An 18,167-nucleotide genomic window follows, 5' to 3' on the forward strand; every position below is an offset into this window, starting at 1 on the left:
ATTTCCCCCTGGAAGAGGGGATATAAAAAAGCTCGGGCTAAGCCCGAGCTTTTCATTATTTCTTTTCGTCTTTTTTATCGTCAGCTTTTGGCTCTTTGAAAAGATCTTTTAAATCTTTATCGTCAACTTTTACGTCAGCTTTTTTGATTTCTTTCATCATAAGGTCGTTCATGAATTGTCCATCTTGTACTTTTTCTTGAGCTAGTGATTTTTTAATATCAGCTTTTGCTTTATCGAAAGTTGCATCTGCGTGATTATCAGTTACTTTAATAATATGGTAACCAAATTGTGTTTTTACAGGTTCGCTTACTTCACCTTTTTTCAACTTTTGAGCTGCTTCTTCAAATTCTTTTACCATTTTCCCTGGTCCGAAGAATCCTAAGTCGCCACCTTTTTCTTTTGAACCTGTATCTTCAGAGTATTGTTTTGCTAATTCTTCGAAAGATTTACCTTGAGCAAGTTCATCTTTCACTTTTTTAGCAGTTTCTTCATCTTTTACAAGGATATGACTTGCTTTCACTTCTTTTTTATAATCCTCGAATTTTGCTTTTACATCTTTATCGGTAATTGCTTGTTCAATCGCTTTTTCTTGAGCTAATGAGGCACGGATAGTATTTTTAAATGTTTCTTCTTTCATGCCTTGTTGTTTTAATAGTGTATCGAATTGATCACCAACTTGTTTTTTCGTTTCATCAAACTTTTTGTCTACTTCTTTTTCATCTACTTTGTAGTTTTTAATAAGTACTTTTTCCATAACCATGTTATTTAGTGTTTGTTTACCAGTTGGTGAATTTTTCATTTGTTCATAGAACTCTTCTTTTGTAATGTCACCAGCTTTAGATGTAACGATTTTGTCTGATGATGATGTTCCACATGCTGATAATGCGATTACACTTGTTGCGGCTAAGGCAAGCATAGCTTTCTTCATTCGATAAACACTCCTACTATTATGTATTTTTAATTTATCCTACACCGATGAATTTTAAATTCATAAGAGCCCGATTAAGTCTCACTGATACTTTTGCTTTTTTGTATTGGTAAAGCGCGCTTAACAGGGCTTACCGTGGCTGAGGATAAAGTTTTGATGAATGTTTTGTTCTATAGTATAAGCAATATGTACAAAATTTAATATATCATATTTCGACGCGTTTTCATATTGATAAAGAAAAATTAACCAGTACGTGTCAGATTTTGAAAGTGTGCCATATTGGGCGTATGCCGCATATACAGAATAGAGGAGGGGATGGGGATGAATTCTCAACTTATTTTATTACTTGTACTGTTTATTTTATTGGTTATTGTAGGTATAATTTGCTTATAGAGGAAAAAAGTGAGGAAGGGGCTTTCCTTCCTCACTTTCCATGAAATATAATTTCTATATAACTAGAAATTAATAAAATTGTTATACATACATTAATAACCCGAAAGACACCGGGCTGGCGGCTCGCAGCTATTTGTTTTCGTTCACACAGTGTATGTGTCATGAAATTCGTGTAAAATATAACAAGAAGTGCGAATGCGACAAAAACAACTGTTATAAGTGTCATGAGGCGAGACCTCCTTTTGGCTAAAATACATATACATATATTGTATCACACGATATTTTGTTCGTGTTACAAAATTCAGAAATAGAAGACTTTGTGTTAGAAAGTGAGGGAGAAAATGGACGTTGTTAGAAGATTAGAACAAGCTGAATACTACGTAGACCTACTATTTAAAATGATTGATGAAGAGAAGTGTCCATTTTATTCTTTGATCATAAAGAAAAAAGCTCGTAAAAAAGATATTGAACGTATACTAAATCTTTGTGAAAAACTGAACGAGCAATATGTAGTGGAGAAAGCAGAAGGGCTTCTTTTGTTCGATGCGCTGTTAGATAAATTTGAAAAAGCGCTTCCACATCAGCTCGAAGTACACGAAACTGCGGAAGCGCTAGCAAAACAAGGTTTATTTAAGCCGCTTATGAATGAATTCTTAAGCATGATTGCGAAAAAATAAATAGATTATTTCTTAACTAACTTTTGATCGGATTCTGTAAAGTTCTCTTCAATATCTTCTAATGATTTCTCAAAAATATCGATAAAGTCTTGTCCGTAAATATTACGCAGGATTGCAATCAGTTCGATATTTTCTGGGAACTTCCCATAAAAATTACGAAGTGCAAGAGCCCCATTAAACACTGAATTATTTTCAGGATCATACTCCTCCATTAAGCGAAGTAGTAATTCTTCCCCTTTGTCTGTAATTTCAATGTACGTATTTCGTTTATCATCTTCCTTTTTTGAGAATACAAGATAGCCGCGTTCTTCCAGCTTTTTCGAGAAGTTAAACGCCGTTGATACGTGCATAACTCCAAACTTAGCAATCTCAGAAATAGAAGCCCCTTTTAAATGATAAGCGATTGTTAAAATATGATGTTCATTAATATTTAAATCGTAAGGTTTAATCCACTGCTGCCAATCTTTCTCTACACATTTCCATAACGCTTTCGATAATTGAGCAATGCGTTGGCTGAAAATCATCGCTTCTTTTACCGAGTAATCTTTTTCTCCACTTTTCATTTACTCACCCACTTTAACATTCTTTTTCATTACTATCTATTATGCCAGTAAAATAAAAATTAATAAAGTCTTTTTGTAAGAATTGTGAAAATTTTTTAACAAAATGACATTCTATACAAATCATGCATAACTATGGAAGCGTTTTATGAGTCATGAATACATGCGTTGTCCTTACATGTTAATTGATAACATATATTGTAAATGCATAAAAACACGGCATATCTATACGATATGCCGTGTCAAGGTCAATTTATATAAAAAATATTTGTTATATGCAAAAAACTAAGCAGGAATTTGTTTACGCTTTTTCTGGAACAGCTTCTTGCAGTTTCTCAATTGACTTTTGGATGTCCAAAATTTCTTTCTCAATATGGCGCTTGTTTTGAGAAATATCTTGTTTCCAGTTAGAAAGCGTGTCTTGCATGTCATCTTTTAGTTCTTGAAACACTTCTTTACCTTCTGAAGCAGTTTCAACAATTTGACGCTTTAATAATTTCGTATCAGCTGTAATATCAGCTAAAGTCTTTTTAATATCATTTCCTTTTTCTTTTAACTTGCCGCGCATGTCTTTACCAGAAGAAGGAGTTGAGAAAAGAACGGCTAGTCCAGCAACTGCTCCCCCGCAAATAACACCTGTAATAAAGGATTTAGCTTTTGACATAAAAGGAGACCTCCTTATTTTTTGTTCGTATTCATGATGTAAAACAATATGCATATCTTTCTTATATGTGCTATGCACAAAAAAATCATCCCTGAGCATTTTAAGTGAAGAAACAAGCCATGCGGAATTTGATGACTTCAGGGAAGTGGCTTGTTATGTATTACGCCTTCTTATAGTGTCATTATTTCACACTATTTGCAATTGTACTTGCGATGTTTTGTAAATTTTCCATAGTGTATTCATTTTGGTGTGATTTCCAAACAGCACCGAAACCATCTTTTTCACCGTAGCGTGGAATTAAATGAAGGTGGAAGTGGAACACAGTTTGTCCAGCTTTTTCACCGTTATTGTTAAGTAGGTTAAAGCCAACTGGATTAAACTCTGCTTTAATCGCATTTGCGATTTTTGGAACGACAGAAAAAATGTGTGATGCGATTTCTGGCGTTAACGCAAAAATGTCTTGTTTGTGAACTTTCGGAATAACAAGAGTATGTCCTTTTGTTACTTGACTAATATCTAAAAATGCAAGCACATGTTCATCTTCGTATACTTTTGAGCAAGGGATTTGCCCGTCAATGATTTTACAAAAAATACAATTGTCTGCTGTATGATTCATTGATCTCATCCTTTCAAATATCCTTAGCCGTATTTTACCATAATTACATAAGAGAACAAACACGAAAAACAGGAAGCTGACTCAGCTTCCTGTTTTCTGAAGAGGGATTGAAAAAGCATTATCGTAATTTACGTTTCGCAGACACCTCATTTATTTAAGAAATGCACGGTAAATCGGCTAAAGTTTCTGCCGTAGACACCCCATTTTCAAGTGAAATGAATTGCAATCTTTTTTAAAATGAAATTGTTTATTTTTTAAAACAGTATATGCTCTTTCAGAGACACCCCGTTTCGAAAATGAAACAAATAATCTGGTTATGTGTAAATTTCATTGTCCAACATGGACACCCCATTTCATGATGACTTCACTATGTTGTTGTACTCATCAATTGGTGGTTGCTTTTTCAATGTGTTCCTTCTTCACTAATTATGATGTCCGCTTTCGGGAAAATATATGCTAATAAATTTAAAATTTTTTTTTGAGTACATGGATACTATGTAGTACAGCATAATTTTTGGTAAGATGAATATAGAATGAATACTAATGAAGAAAGTGGTGTCGTATGAGCGAGTTATTGCGTGTAGAAAATGTTACAGGAGGATATACGAAACGACCTGTATTAAAAGATGTTTCGTTCTCTGTTAATAAAGGCGAACTTGTCGGCTTAATCGGTTTAAATGGAGCTGGTAAAAGTACGACGATTAAACATATTATCGGTTTAATGGAACCGAAAAAAGGAACTGTCACAATTAATGGGAAAACAATTCGTGATGATATGACAGCGTACCGTTCTAGTTTTTCGTTCATCCCAGAAACACCTGTATTATATGATGAGCTAACGCTAGAAGAACATTTGAAGCTAACAGCGATGGCGTACGGTGTCGATGAAAAACAATATGAAGAACGTGTAGGACAACTATTACAAGAATTTCGCATGAAAAATCGTTTGAAATGGTTTCCGTCTCATTTCTCAAAAGGGATGAAACAAAAAGTAATGATTATGAGTGCATTTTTAGTGGAACCATCTCTTTACATTGTGGACGAACCTTTCGTAGGGCTTGATCCGTTAGCGATTCAATCACTTCTTCAAATGATGGATCAAATGAAAAAGAGTGGAGCCGGTATTTTAATGAGCACACATATTTTAGCGACGGCAGAGCGTTATTGTGATTCGTTCATTATTCTGCATCAAGGTGAAGTAAGAGCGAAGGGAACATTAGCTGAACTACAATCACAGTTTAATATGCCGGGTGCAACGTTAGATGATATTTATATTGCATTAACGAAGGAAGAAGATTATGAATAGCACAGCATTATGGAAAGAACGATTTCGTCACTTTCTAAAAGAAGTTCGTACATATAGTAAATACGTATTTAATGATCATTTGAAATTTATTTTTGTATTCATCATCGGCGCAGGAGCGTATTATTATCAGCAATGGTTACAAACGTTAACACCTTCGTTTCCGGCGGCGCTCGTTATGGCAGTGTTGCTAGGACTCGTATTAACGGCTGGATCAATCCAAACGTTATTAAAAGAAGCGGATCTCGTTTACTTACTGCCAGTTGAACAAAAATTAAAACCATACTTTACAAAGGCATTTCTTTTTACGTTTATGATTCAGTTATACATAATCGCAATCGTAGCGGCAGCGCTTGCCCCGTTATATTTCCAGCAAATGAAACAAACAGGAGCGGCTTACATATGGATTGTGCTCGCGTTTGTCATTGTAAAGGCGTGGAACTTATTCGTCGCGTGGGAAAAGTCATTTTTAACCGATCAAAATATACAAAGAGCAGATTGGTTCATTCGTTTTATTTTAAACGGCTTATTTGTATACTTCCTTGTAGAACGTACTTCCGTTATGTTTATTGGCGGAATCATACTTCTCATGGTGTTATACCTTGGGCTGCTGCATCAAATGGTGAAGGGAAAGCCGCTAAACTGGGAGTATTTAATTTCTGAAGAAGGTAAGAAGATGATGCTGCTGTACCGCATCGCGAACATGTTCGTTGATGTACCAGCATTAAAAGAAAGAGTATCTCGCCGAAAATGGCTGGATTTCATTCTGTCGATAATCGGCGAAAAGCGTACATATTTATACTTATATACGAGAACATTTTTAAGATCAGGTAACTATTTTGGATTATATGTGCGTCTGCTTGCACTTGGCGGAGTTATTCTTTACTTCATTCCGTTTTTATATGGCCGATTTATCGTAAGCCTTATTTTCCTATACTTGATCGGTTATCAGCTATTAACTTTATGGAAGCATCACCGCATGAAGATTTGGCTTGATTTGTATCCAGTAAAGGTAGATGAAAAGAAGAAAGATTTTCTTACTTTATTAAATGCGATTCTAATCATCGGGAGTATAATCTTTACAGTTATATTTGCACTTGCGACGAAAGATTTCATGATGACGGGAATTTTATTAGTCGTAAGCATAATATTTAGTATCGGTTTCGTTTATCAATACGGGGCGAAACGTATTGAGCGTTTAAATTGAAGGGAATGAACCTATGATTACATACGAAGAGAAGGTTATAAAAGAATTGGAGCAGTGGAAAGCTACATTCATGAAAGATTCTTCTATGATGACACGGTTCTCAAAGAAAGTGCAGACGAAAGTACAGCAGCTTATTCCGGCGAAAGTGCAAAAAGTATTAACAGAAACGATTCGGATGATGGTGCAAACGATTAGTGCCGGATCAAACTTTATAAAGCCGAAATTAAAAGAGACGAACTGGTCATTGCAAAGAAGAGACGACGAAGTACGTAAAAAAATGGATGAGTACAAAAAAATAGCAGCGGCAGAAGGAGCAGGGACGGGAGCTGGCGGTATTCTCCTTGGCCTTGCTGACTTTCCGCTGTTGCTCGGCATTAAAATTAAATTTTTATTCGATGCAGCAACATTGTACGGATTTGATACGAGCGATAAAGAAGAGCGCCTTTTTATCCTTCACGTTTTCCAGCTTGCCTTTTCAAGTGACGACCACCGAAAAGAAATATGGAAAGCAATCGAAACGTGGGATACAGAACAAGAAAATCATATGGACTGGGAAAAGTTTCAAACAGAGTACCGAGACTATATCGATTTAGCAAAAATGCTTCAGCTCGTACCCATAATCGGTGCCCCGGTCGGTGCATATGCGAACTATCAATTACTGCAACGACTTGGAGAAGTAACGATGAATTGTTATCGTATGCGATTGCTGAATAAGGATTAACAAGAAAGCATCCTAAATTTGTGATTTAGGATGCTTTTTTGTTTTAATGATTAATACTTCAAAAGAAGAAGGTATAATTCAGATTGTCTTTTCAGTGTTTTAGGCTGAAATTAGTAGTAGAGATAGAACCGATATTATAATCATCCTTATAATCAATTGAAGTAGTAAATTTCTTATTTGTATCATCTTTGATATGACCAGTTATAAAAATAGTTTCGATATCATTAGAAGGAAATCTATGATTCGTAATAGCCACTTCTAAATTCTCTTTTTCTTTAAAATATTGAATTGTAGTTTCTGTTGCTTTATTAACAATTTGTTGTTCCTCATTCTTTTGATCTATAGTACAACCTCCTAAAAGGATAAGTGTAAAAATAAAGAATAATCTTATAGCATATTTTTTCACGAATAATCACTCCGTTAATAGTGCGTTATATTCCTCTTCAATAAATTTTATATTCACTGGACATTGTGTGGTGAAGCATAAAGGAAAGGCAATCTAAAGTGCCCGGATTATTAGTTTTTAAGCTCTAAATTTTTTGAATGAGACATACAGCTTATATGCTAATCTCCTACATCATATTCTTCGTCCATAGAAAAAACCTTATTTTTGTTATCTTTAACATGTCCGTTTATAAAAACTATTTGAACATCATTGGGAGCATATAGGAATGCCTTAGATAAAAATTATGGGAAGTGTTAGTATTTTAATTTTAAACTTTTACTTTTAGAAATTGAACCTATCGTGTATTTCTCCCCGCTATATTTAATAGTTATATTAAATGTTTTGTCTTTATCATCTTTGACATGTCCAGAAATATAAATGGATTGTAAGTCTTTAGGACCAAACTCATGCCCAGTAATTACTACATCCAAATTTTGCTTTTCCTTAAAGTATGTAATGGTTGTCGCTTTTGCTTCTCTTACTACTTGTTCTTCATTGTTTTTTTGATCCATGGTACATCCCTCTAAAGTACTTAAAATAAGTATAAATAATAAACAAAAACTAAATTTTTTAATAATAATATCCATATGTATCCTCCGAAAATGTTATCTTAATTATAAGAATATATCAAATGTTGTAGGAGAAAAATGTTTTGAGTAATAAAAATGAAGTTTTAGATTCTACTTTTTATCAATTAGCAGAAACTACGTAGGAATCTGATAAATATATTGAAGAAGTTGTTATTACCAATAAAGATGGTCGAAGTTTACAAGTATAGGAAAAGGGAGGAACATTCCACGATAAATCGGAATGGACCCAGTGGTCTTTGAATGAGATATAAATGGGAAAAAGCAAGTTATGGTATCTTTCCGAGGGACAGAAGGGAATAAAATTATAGAGAAAAACTCTTTAGGCATTCCGATGAAACCAGGGGAAGGTATGAAGGATTTAAAAACAGATACTAATCATTTTGTTAAGAAAAAATTTCATATGCTAAAGTATTTTACGCAAAAAAGACACCTTAAGGTGTCTTCAATAGACTTGGTAACCAAACTCTATATATTATATTAATCTTAAGTATTATTAAAGTTTTTTAGATTTATTATTAATAATTTAATTTAAAGTTTTCAGAACGAGATATAGAACCGACCCTATAGTCCCCATTACCAAATTCTACATCTACTGAGAATTCTTTACTTTTATCATCTTTAACATAACCATCTATAAATACAGTTTGAAAATCATTTGGAGGAAAGCTATGCCCTGTAATTACTACATCTAAATTATGTTTTTCTTTAAAATATTGAATGGTTGTTTCTTTTGCTTTATTAACAATTTGTTGTTCCTCATTCTTTTGATCTATAGTACATCCTCCTAAAAGGATAAGTGTAAAAATAATGAATAACCTTATACTATATTTTTTCACGAATAATCACTCCGTTAATAGTGCGTTATATTCCTCTGCAATAAATTTTATATTCACTGAACATTGTGTGGTGAAGCATAAAGAAAAGGCACTCTAAAGTGCCCCGATTATTAGTTTTTAAGCTCTAAATTTTGGGTGGTTGAAATAGCGCCGATATGATAATTATTTGCGTATTCAACTGAAGCGGTAAATTCTTTCGTTTTATCATTAGTCACATAGCCTGATATAGAGATAGTTTGAAAGTCTTTTGGTCCAAATTCATGATCAGTAATTGTTACATCTAAGCCCTCTGTTTTTTTGAAATATTGAATGGTTTCTTCTTTTGCTTTATTAATGATTTCTTCCTCGGTATTATTTTCATTATTACAGCCTCCTAAGGTAGTAATAATGAAAACTAAATAAAAAAACAATCTTTTATGCAACATAATTCTCCTCCAATCATTGGTTCCTAAATTAGGGATATATCAAATGTTGCAGAAGAGAAACTTTAAAATGTTTTAATAGGTTCAAATCAATCTAGGTTTTTAAGAATTATTTGAGGGGCTCCTTTTGAAAATAAAAATAGACACCTTATTGTTAGGTGCCCAAAAGTTTGATACATTGCTTCTAAATTTTTAACGTTAGAAGTTGAGCTTATTGAATATTGATATCATCCTTTATATACATATGAAATAATTGGAATTAATATAAAGGGCCAACAAAAATATACTTTATTTTCATATTAATTTCAGTCATCATAACTAATACTTTCAACCTTATTTTTATAATTTATATCTGCAGTTATTTTACGGTTTGGATTATTTGTTACATGACCTGATACAAAAATCACCCAAAAATCTGAGGGGACGAATTCCACTCTTGTCACTGTGACACCTAGCTTTTTATCTTCTTTAAAATGTTGGATTGCGATTTTTTTTGCTTTTTCTTTTAATGCTATTTCCTCATTTTTTTATCCATATTGTATTATTTTTTTAGAGAAAAATTCGTTGAAACAGAACCAACATTATAATTATTATTGTAATCTATTGTAGCAGTGAATTCCTTGCTTTCATCATCTTTGATATGCCCAGTTATGAAGACTGATTCTAGATCATTAGAAGGGAACCTGTAATCAGTAATAGTTACATCTAAATTTTGTTTCTCTTTAAAGTAATTAATTGTTTTTTCTGTTGCTTTATCTACTATTTGTTTTTCTTTATTATTTTCCTGCATATTACATCCCCCAATTATTGTACTTACAAAGATAAAAAAGACAAAAAAGGTAAATTTTCGGATTTTAATTCTCATGTTTACCCTCCGTTAATGTTGTTCTATAATTTAGAATATACTAAATATCCCGAGGAGGGAATACTTTGGATAGCAAAAATACACAAGAAGTGTTAGATTTAAGCTTTTATCGAATGGCTAAAGATGCGTATAAATCAGATAAAGAGTTAAGAAATGAAATTACAGTGAATAATGCGAATGATGATACTTTACAAACATGGAAGGTCCGTGAAACATTCCACGACAAACAAACCGGAATGGATGCAGTAGCCTTTGAACGAGATGTCGATGGGAAAAAGCAAGTTATGGTAGCTTTCCGAGGAACAGAAGGGGATAAAATTATAGAGAAAAACTCTTTAGGCATTCCGATGAAGCCAGGGGAAGGTATGAAGGATTTAAAAACAGATACTAATCATTTTGTATTACGAGAAGGTGTTCATGAACCAGCAGCACCTCCTGTAGCAGGGACTGAGAATGAAGGTTCAAAGAAATATTGGAATGAAGAGAATCAGCGCTGGGAAACACATAATCAATTCGAACAAGCTGAAAGGGTCATGAAACAAGTAACGGATACATACAAGGACAGGGATGATGTAGAGATATATACGACGGGTCATTCGTTAGGGGGAGCTTTAGCGGAGTATGCAGCGGCATCTAATGATAATGTAAGATGTATGTCATGGAATGCGCCGAGTGCAAAACATTTGTTACCGCCTGATTTACAAGAAAGAGCAAATAATGGTGAGTTTAATAATAGAATTGTAAGTGTTGTTCACGGAAATGATTCAATTGGCTATGGACCATTTGGTGCATATGAAAGTCATATAGGCTCTACTTATGCGGTAACCCCACCAATTTCGAAAGAAGAAATGTCAAAGCTATCATTACAGCAAAAGCTTGGGATGGATGTTACTCGATTTTTAAATTCGATAAGTGGCCCTGGTTATCATTATCAAACAGATCAAAACTTCCAATTTGGAGAGAATGGGTCTTTATCAAATAAATACTTGTTAAATGTAGACACGAATGAAAGAGTTTATGATTCACCAGGCGCGTTATTAGGCGGGGGAGAGATTCGTGTAGTGGTAGAGAATTTAGAACAAGCTGTAAGAGATATGAAGCGAAACGCGCAAGAATTTCAAGATAGAGTACCGAGGTTAATTTCTAATATGATGACATTATTAGAAACGGCTGAAAGTAGACGGGTAGAAGCTAAAGTAAATAATATACGTGCACATGTAGAGCATTTAAGTTTTTGGTACATACGAACAGCAACGGAAATTTCAGATTTTATTGAGAAGAAAGCCGATGATTATAAGAAGACGGATCAACAATATTAAGGGAGAAGATTAAGATGCCGAGAATTTACTTAAATGAAGAAGTATTGAGCCAAGCTTTACAACAATTTGACCATATGATTCAAGATTTAAACCATAATAAAAGAGTGGTAAGTACTGTACATGATTTACTCTTATCAAGCTGGTCTCAACTTGGAGTAGGGAAAAAAGCCATTAGCGATTTAGAATCTTTTAAAAAAGATATTGAAAGAAGAATGGAAGAATTAGAGTCTGATAAAAGAGAGTTAAAGGGTGCGATTGATTTATTAAAAGCGCTAGATCAAAGTTATGATTACATGGGGCCTAAATATTAGATTACAAGAAGCACTCACAACGGTGCTTTTTGTGATTTAACTGGATTAAAGATTATTGTAGTAATTATTAAGGAATATGATCCAGATTCATAATATAGATTGAAAAAGTAATATATAGTTTTGAATCAAACTTGCAAACGATAATTTTTTATTTTACAATTTACTTACCGACCGGTAAGTAAAAATAAGTGAGGTACAGTATGACGAAGAATTTACAAACATCGCAGAACATTGTAGAGGCATCATTTAAACTTATGGCAGAACACGGCATTGAGAAGATGAGTCTTTCCATGATTGCGAAAGAGGTAGGTATTTCAAAACCGGCTATTTACTATCATTTTTCTTCTAAAGAAGCGTTAGTTGATTTTTTATTTGAAGAGATTTTTTCTGATTATCATTTTGCAAATTACTTCGATAAAGAGCAGTATACGAAAGAAAACTTTGCCGAAAAGCTAATCGCAGATGGTTTACATATGCTCTCTGAGTATGAAGGGCAAGAAGGAATACTACGCGTTATCAATGAATTTATCGTAACTGCATCGCGAAATGAAAAGTACCAGAAACGTTTATTTGAAATACAAGAGGATTTCTTACATGGTTTCCACGATTTATTGAAGAAAGGCGCGAGACTGGGCGTTGTGTCACAACATGAAACGGAAGAAAATGCTCATACGCTAGCGCTTGTGATCGATAATATGAGCAACTATATGCTCATGGGATTCCATTTAAAGTATAAAGAAATTTGGATTCGAAATGTGAAAAACGTCATGAAGGAGGAGTAAAGATGAAAATGCAAAAAAACTGGTGGCTCGGTTTTCTTGGATTTATTGGGATTTATAAAATACCAGGTATGATTGAAGCTTTTCAAGCGGATGGAAGTTGGCTAAAGTTAATCGGTTTCATTTGGTTACTTTGGTTCGGATATTTTATTCCGGAGAAGAAAGAAGATTAAATTTCAATTTTCTGTAAAGTTATGTAAAATATAGATTGGGAGTATTCATATATTAGATTACTAGATTTGGAGTGGTTACATGGATCCATTGAAAAATGAAATTCACCCTAACATGGTCAAGGTGTGGAAAGTTCGTGCTGTAATTGAAGAAGGGATTGGTATACTCGTCATTTTAGCTTACCTTTTCCTCATGATAAAGTTTGATTGGTGGGCGTGGATTTTGTATGTAATGATTGGGCTAACAGTTGTGTTCGCACCATTTTCGTACTTCTTATTCCCGAAACTACGTCAACGTTATTACAGCTACCAACTAAATGAAGAAGAGCTTGAAATTCAGCATGGTCTTTTTGTCGTAAAGCGCGTATTAGTACCGATGATTCGTGTGCAGCACGTAACGATTGAACAAGGACCAATTATGAGAAAATATTGCTTAGCAGAATTACACATTTCAACAGCAGCAACTTCTCATAGCATCCCAGGCTTAACGATGTATGAAGCAGAAATGTTGAAAACGAAAATCGCAGAATTAGCGAAAGTGAGTGATGAGGATGTATAAGAGGCAGCATCCAATCACGATGTTATTAGAATTAAAAATAACAGATTTTATACCACTCATTATTTTCATGTTTAGCTTAAACGGAAAATTCCCGTTTTGGTATTTAATTCCCGCAGCATTTGGTTTACTCACCGTTTTTTCAGCATTTGAAAAATGGTATTACACAACATATTGGGTTGAAAATAACGTATTACATGTGAAAAAAGGTCTCTTCGTGAAAAAGGAGAGCTACTTAAATAAAGAACGTGTTCAAACGATTAATACAAGTTCTAACGTGCTCTATCAAATGCTCGGTTTAAAGAAAATTCAAATCGAAACAGCTGGTGGGGGCGATGAAGCAGAAGTTAGCTTAGCTGGTATTACGGCAGAAGAAGCGGCGGAGCTTATTACTTTGCTAAATGAGCCAACTCCAGAAGTGAAAGCAGAAGGAACGTTAGACGAAGCAACAGAAAATGTAGTAGAAAAAGAAATTGTTACAGAAGAAAAACAAGCGACAGAATATAAATTAACTTGGAAAGAGATTTTATTAGCATCTGTTACATCTGGTCAATTTGGACTATTATTCTCTTTAATCTTTTTCGTCTATCACCAAGTAGATGAGTACATTCCGAAATGGATAGAGAATGGCGTAAAGTCGTATGTAATGGAACATGATATATATGGCTGGATTTTCATGGTAGCCATGTTACTCGTTCTTTCTTGGATTATATCTACAATCGGTTACGCGTTAAAACATGGCGATTTCACAGTGAATCGAAGAAATGACGAAGTCCGCATTTCGCAAGGATTACTTGAGAAAAAAGAGCTCGTACTAAAATTGCATCGTATTCAAGGTATTACGATAAAAGAAAGTATTTTACGCCAACCATTCGGTTATTGTGCTGTGCAAGTAGAAGTCATTCAAAGTAAAGGAATGGGTGACGAAAAAGAAAAGGTTACACTGCACCCAATCATTCGAAAAAATCGAGTACAACAGTTACTCGCCCATTTACAATTACCATACGAACTGAATGCAAACATTATTGCATTACCAAAAGCAGCATTACGCCGCTATCTCATTGATAGTTTCATTTTCTTCGCAATGCTAGCAATCCCGCTTTTTGGAATAAGTATATACTCTGAAAAGCACTTCATCATGTGGGCATTAATTCCGCTCGCAATCCTTATCTTTACACTTGGATACGCAACATTTAAAACAAATGGTTACAGTGTTAACGGAGAACAAATTACACTTGTCTATCGTAGCGTCGGAAAATATACAGGACTTATTAGAAGAAGACATGTCCAATCAATGGAGAAGACACAATCATATTTCCAGCGCCGAGCGGATTTATGTACGTATAAGTTTTCTAGTGCATCATCTAGTTATAAAATAGAGCATACGAGAGTAGAAGACGCGGAGAGAATGCAGGATTGGTATAAGAAGAGAATGAGTGAGGAATAATTTGAGAAAGCTTGCCTATTCTGAAGGGCAAGCTTTTTTGTTATGGGGAAAAGAGTCGTTTAATCCATATATTAGTACAACTACAGCACACATGTATCAATACGTATGAAAAAAGGTAATATGCTTCTGTTTTAGGAAAATATGTGGAATTTTTGATATAAATGGTATACTAAAATACAAATAGTATTAGGAGGTTATATATGATAAGTCAGTTGAAAAGAGAAGCACTTGATGCATTAAAAGGAAGATGGGGATTAGCGGTAGGGGCAACCTTATTAATTGGAATCCTTATTGGAGCTGTTGAAATGCTAACAACAGGTATTTTCTCGATATTTTGGGGTTGGGAAGAGGCAAGTGATTCACTTACAGTAAGTATTATAGTAATGCTTGTTATTGGTCCATTAACAATAGGTGCCTATTATCTTGTTTTAAATGCAATTCGTGGGACTGATGCTCGCATTGGTCATATATTTAGATGGTTTAGCGATGGAAGTAAGTTGATGAAGTCGTTTTTAACATATTTACTAATGTATGTATACTTGACTCTATGGACATTACTTCTTATTATTCCAGGTATTATTAAATCATTTTCTTATTCTATGACATATTTCATTTTGAATGATCATCCAGAATATACAGCGAATCAAGCGATTACTGAGAGTCGTCATATGATGAATGGACATAAAATGGATTACTTTTTACTATGCTTAAGTTTCTTAGGCTGGTTCATATTAAGTATTCTTACTATAGGAATCGGTTTCTTATGGTTAGCACCGTATTTCTACGCGACATCAGCCGCATTTTATGAAGAGGTTTCAAAAGAATATTATAAAAAAGAAGGCACTACTTTCTAATAACCACTTATCCCCTAAAGAATATAGGGCACAGATAGTTTAGATGTTCTGTTTAGGGGGGATTTCAGGATAAGGTATAGGTTTTTATATAAAAATTATGCCCTCTATGTTTTAGCATAGAGGGCTATTTTTTTTTTGGTGAAAGTAATGAATAATATATGTGAAACAAAAAAAGTGAGGTGAATGAGAGTGAGCAAATTTTTAATACCGTATTCGTTTTCTATATTAAGTTTCTTTATTTCAGTAACGGCACTTGATTTATATGATAGGATGGGAAACAATAGTGAGCTGGTTTCGCCGAACATAATCGGTAAGATAATTCAATCTACTGCGCAAATGGGAGTCCTTACATTATATTTCGGAGTACCTATCATTTTAGGTGGCTGTCTATTTGGTGAGCTATTGTTTAGAGGTATCATTTTACGATTTAAACTAAGCTATATTCTATCTTTATTATTATATTTACTTTTAGCTTTGAGTATTGTTTCTGTAACGGTTGGAATTCCAACTACATATGAGGATTCTAATACTACTTTCATGGTAATAACTATGATTTGCGCTGTTACATTCTTTATGGGCCGGAATATATGGGAGAAAAAAGAAATGAATAATGGAGTAACAGAATGAAATATACATGTCCGTGCTGCGGGTATAGAACAATAGAAGAAGAACCACCAGGTACATATGAAATTTGTAATATATGTTACTGGGAAGATGATGAGGTACAGTTTAACGATCCTGACTTTGAAGGCGGGGCAAATGAAGTCTCGTTAAGACAAGCACAGAAAAACTTCATTGCATTTGGTGCTTGCGAGGAATGTTTTGTGAAATCAGTTAGAAAGCCGACTAGCGAAGATGTGAAGGATACTAGTTGGAAGCAAATTAGTTAAATAGATTTAAATAAAAATGTTATTACTCGATGTAACAAGAGTAATAACATTTTTTTATGTAATGATGAAAGAATTAACGGCGTCTTATAAGGTAAAATAATAAAGATGATAACGTAATAGGTAGGCCTGTTTCCAAAAAGGCTTCTAAATTAAAGGATAGAAAATATCGGTCGTTAAACAACATAAAGAAGAAATGATTGTAGGAAATACCTAACACTATAAATAAAGGAATACCGATTTTTAATTCGTGACTTCCTTTTATTTTTCTATAACAAAATTCGCCTATTAAACAAGCGATAAGAACAGGAATACTTCCAAGAATTGAAAGCATAATAATAGATACCCAAATCGGCCCCCATGAATCCGCATAATTTGGAACGCTTGTATACTGTAAAACATTCACAATGATAGAAAAAACAGTAAGCATATTAAATAACTAATAGAAAATTTTTTCAATGGAATCATCCTTATAAAATTTCACTTTATTTTTATGAAAATATAAACCTCTTTAAATTATAGATTAGATGTATAAGGATAATCAATTTTTATACATTTCGTGTTTATGGATATATTTTCGATGAATATAAAAGTATAGATGTATAGTCAATGTTATGTATTTGATGTTATCATATTGAATGATATGGAAATTTTTAATAGAATAAGTAACTAAAAATTCAAAGGTAATGCAGCTTTTGTTGTATAAAGAAAATACTTAGTAGTAATCAACAATATTAAAAATAAGATTCGTATTTATATAAATTTAGTAGAAATGGGGTTTTAAAAAGGAATGAGTATCAGCATAACGCGGCAAAAGATTTTGGCGGCCGCTTCTCAAATTGTGCAATGTAAAGGGGTTGCTAAATTAACCTTAGAAGCAGTGGCAAAAGAGGCGGGTGTAAGTAAAGGTGGATTATTGTATCACTTTGCAAATAAAGAAGCTTTAATAGAAGGTATGATAGTCAGAGGGATAGAGGATAATGAGGGCGCTATTTACAATAAAGTAGCGGAAGACTCAGAGAGGAAAGGGAGATGGGTTCGCTCTTTTGTAGAGGAAAGATTAAGTAATGAGAGAAGAACAGAAGAGTTGTCTAGTAGTATGATGGCAGCATTCATGTTAAAACCTGAATTACTTGAGCCATTACAACAATCATTTCAGCAACTGCAAAAGAATATAGAAAACGATGAGATAGATTCAGTTTGTGCAACAATTATTAGATTAGCAGCAGATGGATTATGGTATTCGGAATATTTAGGGGTTGGCAGACTAAGCCCCGAGTTAAGAGAAAAAGTGATTCAAGCTCTTATTAGTAATTCATATAAATAGAATATACGAACTATATAATGCGAAAACAATTCACCATTACTTATTTAATGTAGTGGTGAATTGTTTTTTTTATTAGAAAAATAGAACAATTTTATAGAGTATTGAATTATAACCGTCCAGACGGTATAGTAATATTTGGTTTAAGAGGAAAATGAAACAAAAAAAGAATAAAAGATATTTTTAGCACACTATTCGAAAGGATAGGCCGCAAAGCTTAGAGTCTACGGTAATACATATTGGTTACTAAGATCGTCTGGTTGCACATTTTTGATGCAACCGGACGGTCTTTT

General features: G+C 33.7%; 24 protein-coding genes, 2 pseudogenes and 1 riboswitch. Of the genes and pseudogenes, 15 read left to right on the forward strand and 11 right to left on the reverse strand.

The genetic code is table 11. The annotated features are described in order from the left end of the window. Positions 1–55: 55 nt before the first annotated feature. Together prsA and MRP26_RS09830 are read right to left on the reverse strand one after the other, a co-directional pair. A complete protein-coding gene (gene prsA, locus MRP26_RS09825) occupies positions 56–928 on the reverse strand; it encodes a peptidylprolyl isomerase PrsA (protein ID WP_064532786.1) in 873 nt (290 codons plus the stop codon). A 424-nt stretch (positions 929–1,352) separates the two neighbouring features. Beyond that, on the reverse strand, positions 1,353–1,547 hold the full coding sequence (locus MRP26_RS09830; protein ID WP_000172690.1) for a hypothetical protein: 195 nt from the start codon (positions 1,545–1,547) through the stop codon (positions 1,353–1,355). A gap of 115 nt (positions 1,548–1,662) precedes the next feature. On the opposite strand from MRP26_RS09830, the gene MRP26_RS09835 reads away from it, so the two are divergent. After that, on the forward strand, positions 1,663–1,998 hold the full coding sequence (locus tag MRP26_RS09835; protein WP_064532789.1) for a DUF1878 family protein: 336 nt from the start codon (positions 1,663–1,665) through the stop codon (positions 1,996–1,998). A 5-nt stretch (positions 1,999–2,003) separates the two neighbouring features. Here the strand turns inward: MRP26_RS09835 and MRP26_RS09840 are convergent, their stop codons facing one another. The 3 genes from MRP26_RS09840 to MRP26_RS09850 form a co-directional block, all read right to left on the reverse strand. Beyond that, positions 2,004–2,561, reverse strand: coding sequence for an HTH-type transcriptional regulator Hpr (locus MRP26_RS09840; protein ID WP_000834924.1), 558 nt, complete (start codon positions 2,559–2,561; stop codon positions 2,004–2,006). A gap of 298 nt (positions 2,562–2,859) precedes the next feature. Beyond that, positions 2,860–3,222, reverse strand: coding sequence for a YtxH domain-containing protein (locus MRP26_RS09845; RefSeq protein WP_000030302.1), 363 nt, complete (start codon positions 3,220–3,222; stop codon positions 2,860–2,862). 181 nt (positions 3,223–3,403) lie between these two features. Beyond that, positions 3,404–3,838, reverse strand: a complete 435-nt coding sequence (locus MRP26_RS09850; protein ID WP_001016835.1) for an HIT family protein — start codon at positions 3,836–3,838, stop codon at positions 3,404–3,406. A 562-nt stretch (positions 3,839–4,400) separates the two neighbouring features. On the opposite strand from MRP26_RS09850, the gene ecsA reads away from it, so the two are divergent. Genes ecsA through ecsC form a run of 3 tightly spaced genes read left to right on the forward strand, consistent with a single transcriptional unit; the run spans position 4,401 to position 7,069 of the window. Continuing rightward, on the forward strand, positions 4,401–5,144 hold the full coding sequence (ecsA, locus tag MRP26_RS09855) for an ABC transporter ATP-binding protein EcsA (protein WP_053565078.1): 744 nt from the start codon (positions 4,401–4,403) through the stop codon (positions 5,142–5,144). Further along, on the forward strand, positions 5,137–6,348 hold the full coding sequence (ecsB, locus tag MRP26_RS09860) for an ABC transporter permease EcsB (RefSeq protein ID WP_197241364.1): 1,212 nt from the start codon (positions 5,137–5,139) through the stop codon (positions 6,346–6,348). Before ecsA ends, ecsB begins: the two co-directional genes overlap by 8 nt. 13 nt (positions 6,349–6,361) lie before the next feature. After that, positions 6,362–7,069: an ecs operon protein EcsC gene (gene ecsC, locus MRP26_RS09865; RefSeq protein ID WP_000634129.1), complete on the forward strand. Its 708-nt coding sequence runs from the start codon at positions 6,362–6,364 to the stop codon at positions 7,067–7,069. Between the two features lie 91 nt (positions 7,070–7,160). On the opposite strand, the gene MRP26_RS09870 is transcribed toward ecsC, so the two are convergent. Both MRP26_RS09870 and MRP26_RS09875 read right to left on the reverse strand, forming a co-directional pair. Continuing rightward, positions 7,161–7,475 carry a DUF1433 domain-containing protein gene (locus tag MRP26_RS09870; protein WP_242806125.1) on the reverse strand — a complete coding sequence of 105 codons (315 nt, stop codon included), beginning with the start codon at positions 7,473–7,475 and terminating at the stop codon, positions 7,161–7,163. Positions 7,476–7,768: 293 nt separating this feature from the next. Further along, positions 7,769–8,101, reverse strand: coding sequence for a hypothetical protein (locus MRP26_RS09875; protein ID WP_043924631.1), 333 nt, complete (start codon positions 8,099–8,101; stop codon positions 7,769–7,771). 200 nt (positions 8,102–8,301) lie between these two features. Between MRP26_RS09875 and MRP26_RS31020 the strand changes: the two are divergent. After that, positions 8,302–8,498 (forward strand): annotated as a pseudogene (locus MRP26_RS31020) (lipase family protein); the annotation flags it as partial. A gap of 121 nt (positions 8,499–8,619) precedes the next feature. On the opposite strand, the gene MRP26_RS09885 reads toward MRP26_RS31020, so the two are convergent. From MRP26_RS09885 to MRP26_RS09895, 3 genes are all read right to left on the reverse strand, one after another. After that, positions 8,620–8,940 carry a hypothetical protein gene (locus MRP26_RS09885; protein ID WP_063546720.1) on the reverse strand — a complete coding sequence of 107 codons (321 nt, stop codon included), beginning with the start codon at positions 8,938–8,940 and terminating at the stop codon, positions 8,620–8,622. 110 nt (positions 8,941–9,050) lie between these two features. Further along, positions 9,051–9,365 (reverse strand): DUF1433 domain-containing protein, encoded by a 315-nt coding sequence (locus MRP26_RS09890; RefSeq protein WP_000902681.1) that lies wholly within the window; start codon positions 9,363–9,365, stop codon positions 9,051–9,053. 538 nt (positions 9,366–9,903) lie between these two features. Beyond that, complete coding sequence (locus tag MRP26_RS09895; protein WP_001220548.1) at positions 9,904–10,227, reverse strand: hypothetical protein; 324 nt, start codon at positions 10,225–10,227, stop codon at positions 9,904–9,906. Positions 10,228–10,340: 113 nt separating this feature from the next. Between MRP26_RS09895 and MRP26_RS09900 the strand changes: the two genes are divergently transcribed. From MRP26_RS09900 to MRP26_RS09940, 9 genes are all read left to right on the forward strand, one after another. Further along, positions 10,341–11,546 carry a lipase family protein gene (locus tag MRP26_RS09900; RefSeq protein WP_404221751.1) on the forward strand — a complete coding sequence of 402 codons (1,206 nt, stop codon included), beginning with the start codon at positions 10,341–10,343 and terminating at the stop codon, positions 11,544–11,546. 14 nt (positions 11,547–11,560) lie between these two features. After that, positions 11,561–11,857, forward strand: coding sequence for a hypothetical protein (locus MRP26_RS09905; RefSeq protein ID WP_063546724.1), 297 nt, complete (start codon positions 11,561–11,563; stop codon positions 11,855–11,857). A 200-nt stretch (positions 11,858–12,057) separates the two neighbouring features. Continuing rightward, positions 12,058–12,639 carry a TetR/AcrR family transcriptional regulator gene (locus tag MRP26_RS09910; protein WP_016082590.1) on the forward strand — a complete coding sequence of 194 codons (582 nt, stop codon included), beginning with the start codon at positions 12,058–12,060 and terminating at the stop codon, positions 12,637–12,639. Positions 12,640–12,641: 2 nt separating this feature from the next. Beyond that, positions 12,642–12,809 (forward strand): hypothetical protein, encoded by a 168-nt coding sequence (locus tag MRP26_RS09915; protein WP_000783806.1) that lies wholly within the window; start codon positions 12,642–12,644, stop codon positions 12,807–12,809. 79 nt (positions 12,810–12,888) lie between these two features. Then, positions 12,889–13,365: a PH domain-containing protein gene (locus MRP26_RS09920; RefSeq protein WP_242806126.1), complete on the forward strand. Its 477-nt coding sequence runs from the start codon at positions 12,889–12,891 to the stop codon at positions 13,363–13,365. Further along, on the forward strand, positions 13,358–14,809 hold the full coding sequence (locus MRP26_RS09925) for a PH domain-containing protein (protein WP_242806127.1): 1,452 nt from the start codon (positions 13,358–13,360) through the stop codon (positions 14,807–14,809). The genes MRP26_RS09920 and MRP26_RS09925 overlap by 8 nt, the downstream gene beginning before the upstream one ends. Positions 14,810–15,009: 200 nt before the next feature. Then, positions 15,010–15,663 (forward strand): DUF975 family protein, encoded by a 654-nt coding sequence (locus tag MRP26_RS09930; protein ID WP_053565074.1) that lies wholly within the window; start codon positions 15,010–15,012, stop codon positions 15,661–15,663. A 183-nt stretch (positions 15,664–15,846) separates the two neighbouring features. Beyond that, entirely contained in the window at positions 15,847–16,290 is a 444-nt protein-coding gene (locus MRP26_RS09935; protein ID WP_242806128.1) for a hypothetical protein, read from the forward strand. Then, positions 16,287–16,553: a CPCC family cysteine-rich protein gene (locus MRP26_RS09940; RefSeq protein WP_000877837.1), complete on the forward strand. Its 267-nt coding sequence runs from the start codon at positions 16,287–16,289 to the stop codon at positions 16,551–16,553. The genes MRP26_RS09935 and MRP26_RS09940 overlap by 4 nt, the downstream gene beginning before the upstream one ends. Before the next feature lie 73 nt (positions 16,554–16,626). Here MRP26_RS09940 and MRP26_RS09945 read toward each other — a convergent pair. Next, positions 16,627–17,009: pseudogene (locus tag MRP26_RS09945) on the reverse strand (hypothetical protein). 331 nt (positions 17,010–17,340) lie between these two features. On the opposite strand from MRP26_RS09945, the gene MRP26_RS09950 reads away from it, so the two are divergent. Next, on the forward strand, positions 17,341–17,877 hold the full coding sequence (locus MRP26_RS09950; protein ID WP_000028013.1) for a TetR/AcrR family transcriptional regulator: 537 nt from the start codon (positions 17,341–17,343) through the stop codon (positions 17,875–17,877). Positions 17,878–18,049: 172 nt separating this feature from the next. Further along, a riboswitch (cyclic di-GMP riboswitch) is annotated at positions 18,050–18,142 on the forward strand. Positions 18,143–18,167 lie beyond the last annotated feature (25 nt).

Origin of the sequence: Bacillus sp. CCB-MMP212, from assembly GCF_022748145.1 — a bacterium.
In the GTDB taxonomy this organism is placed as follows: Bacteria; Bacillota; Bacilli; order Bacillales; family Bacillaceae_G; genus Bacillus_A; species Bacillus_A cereus.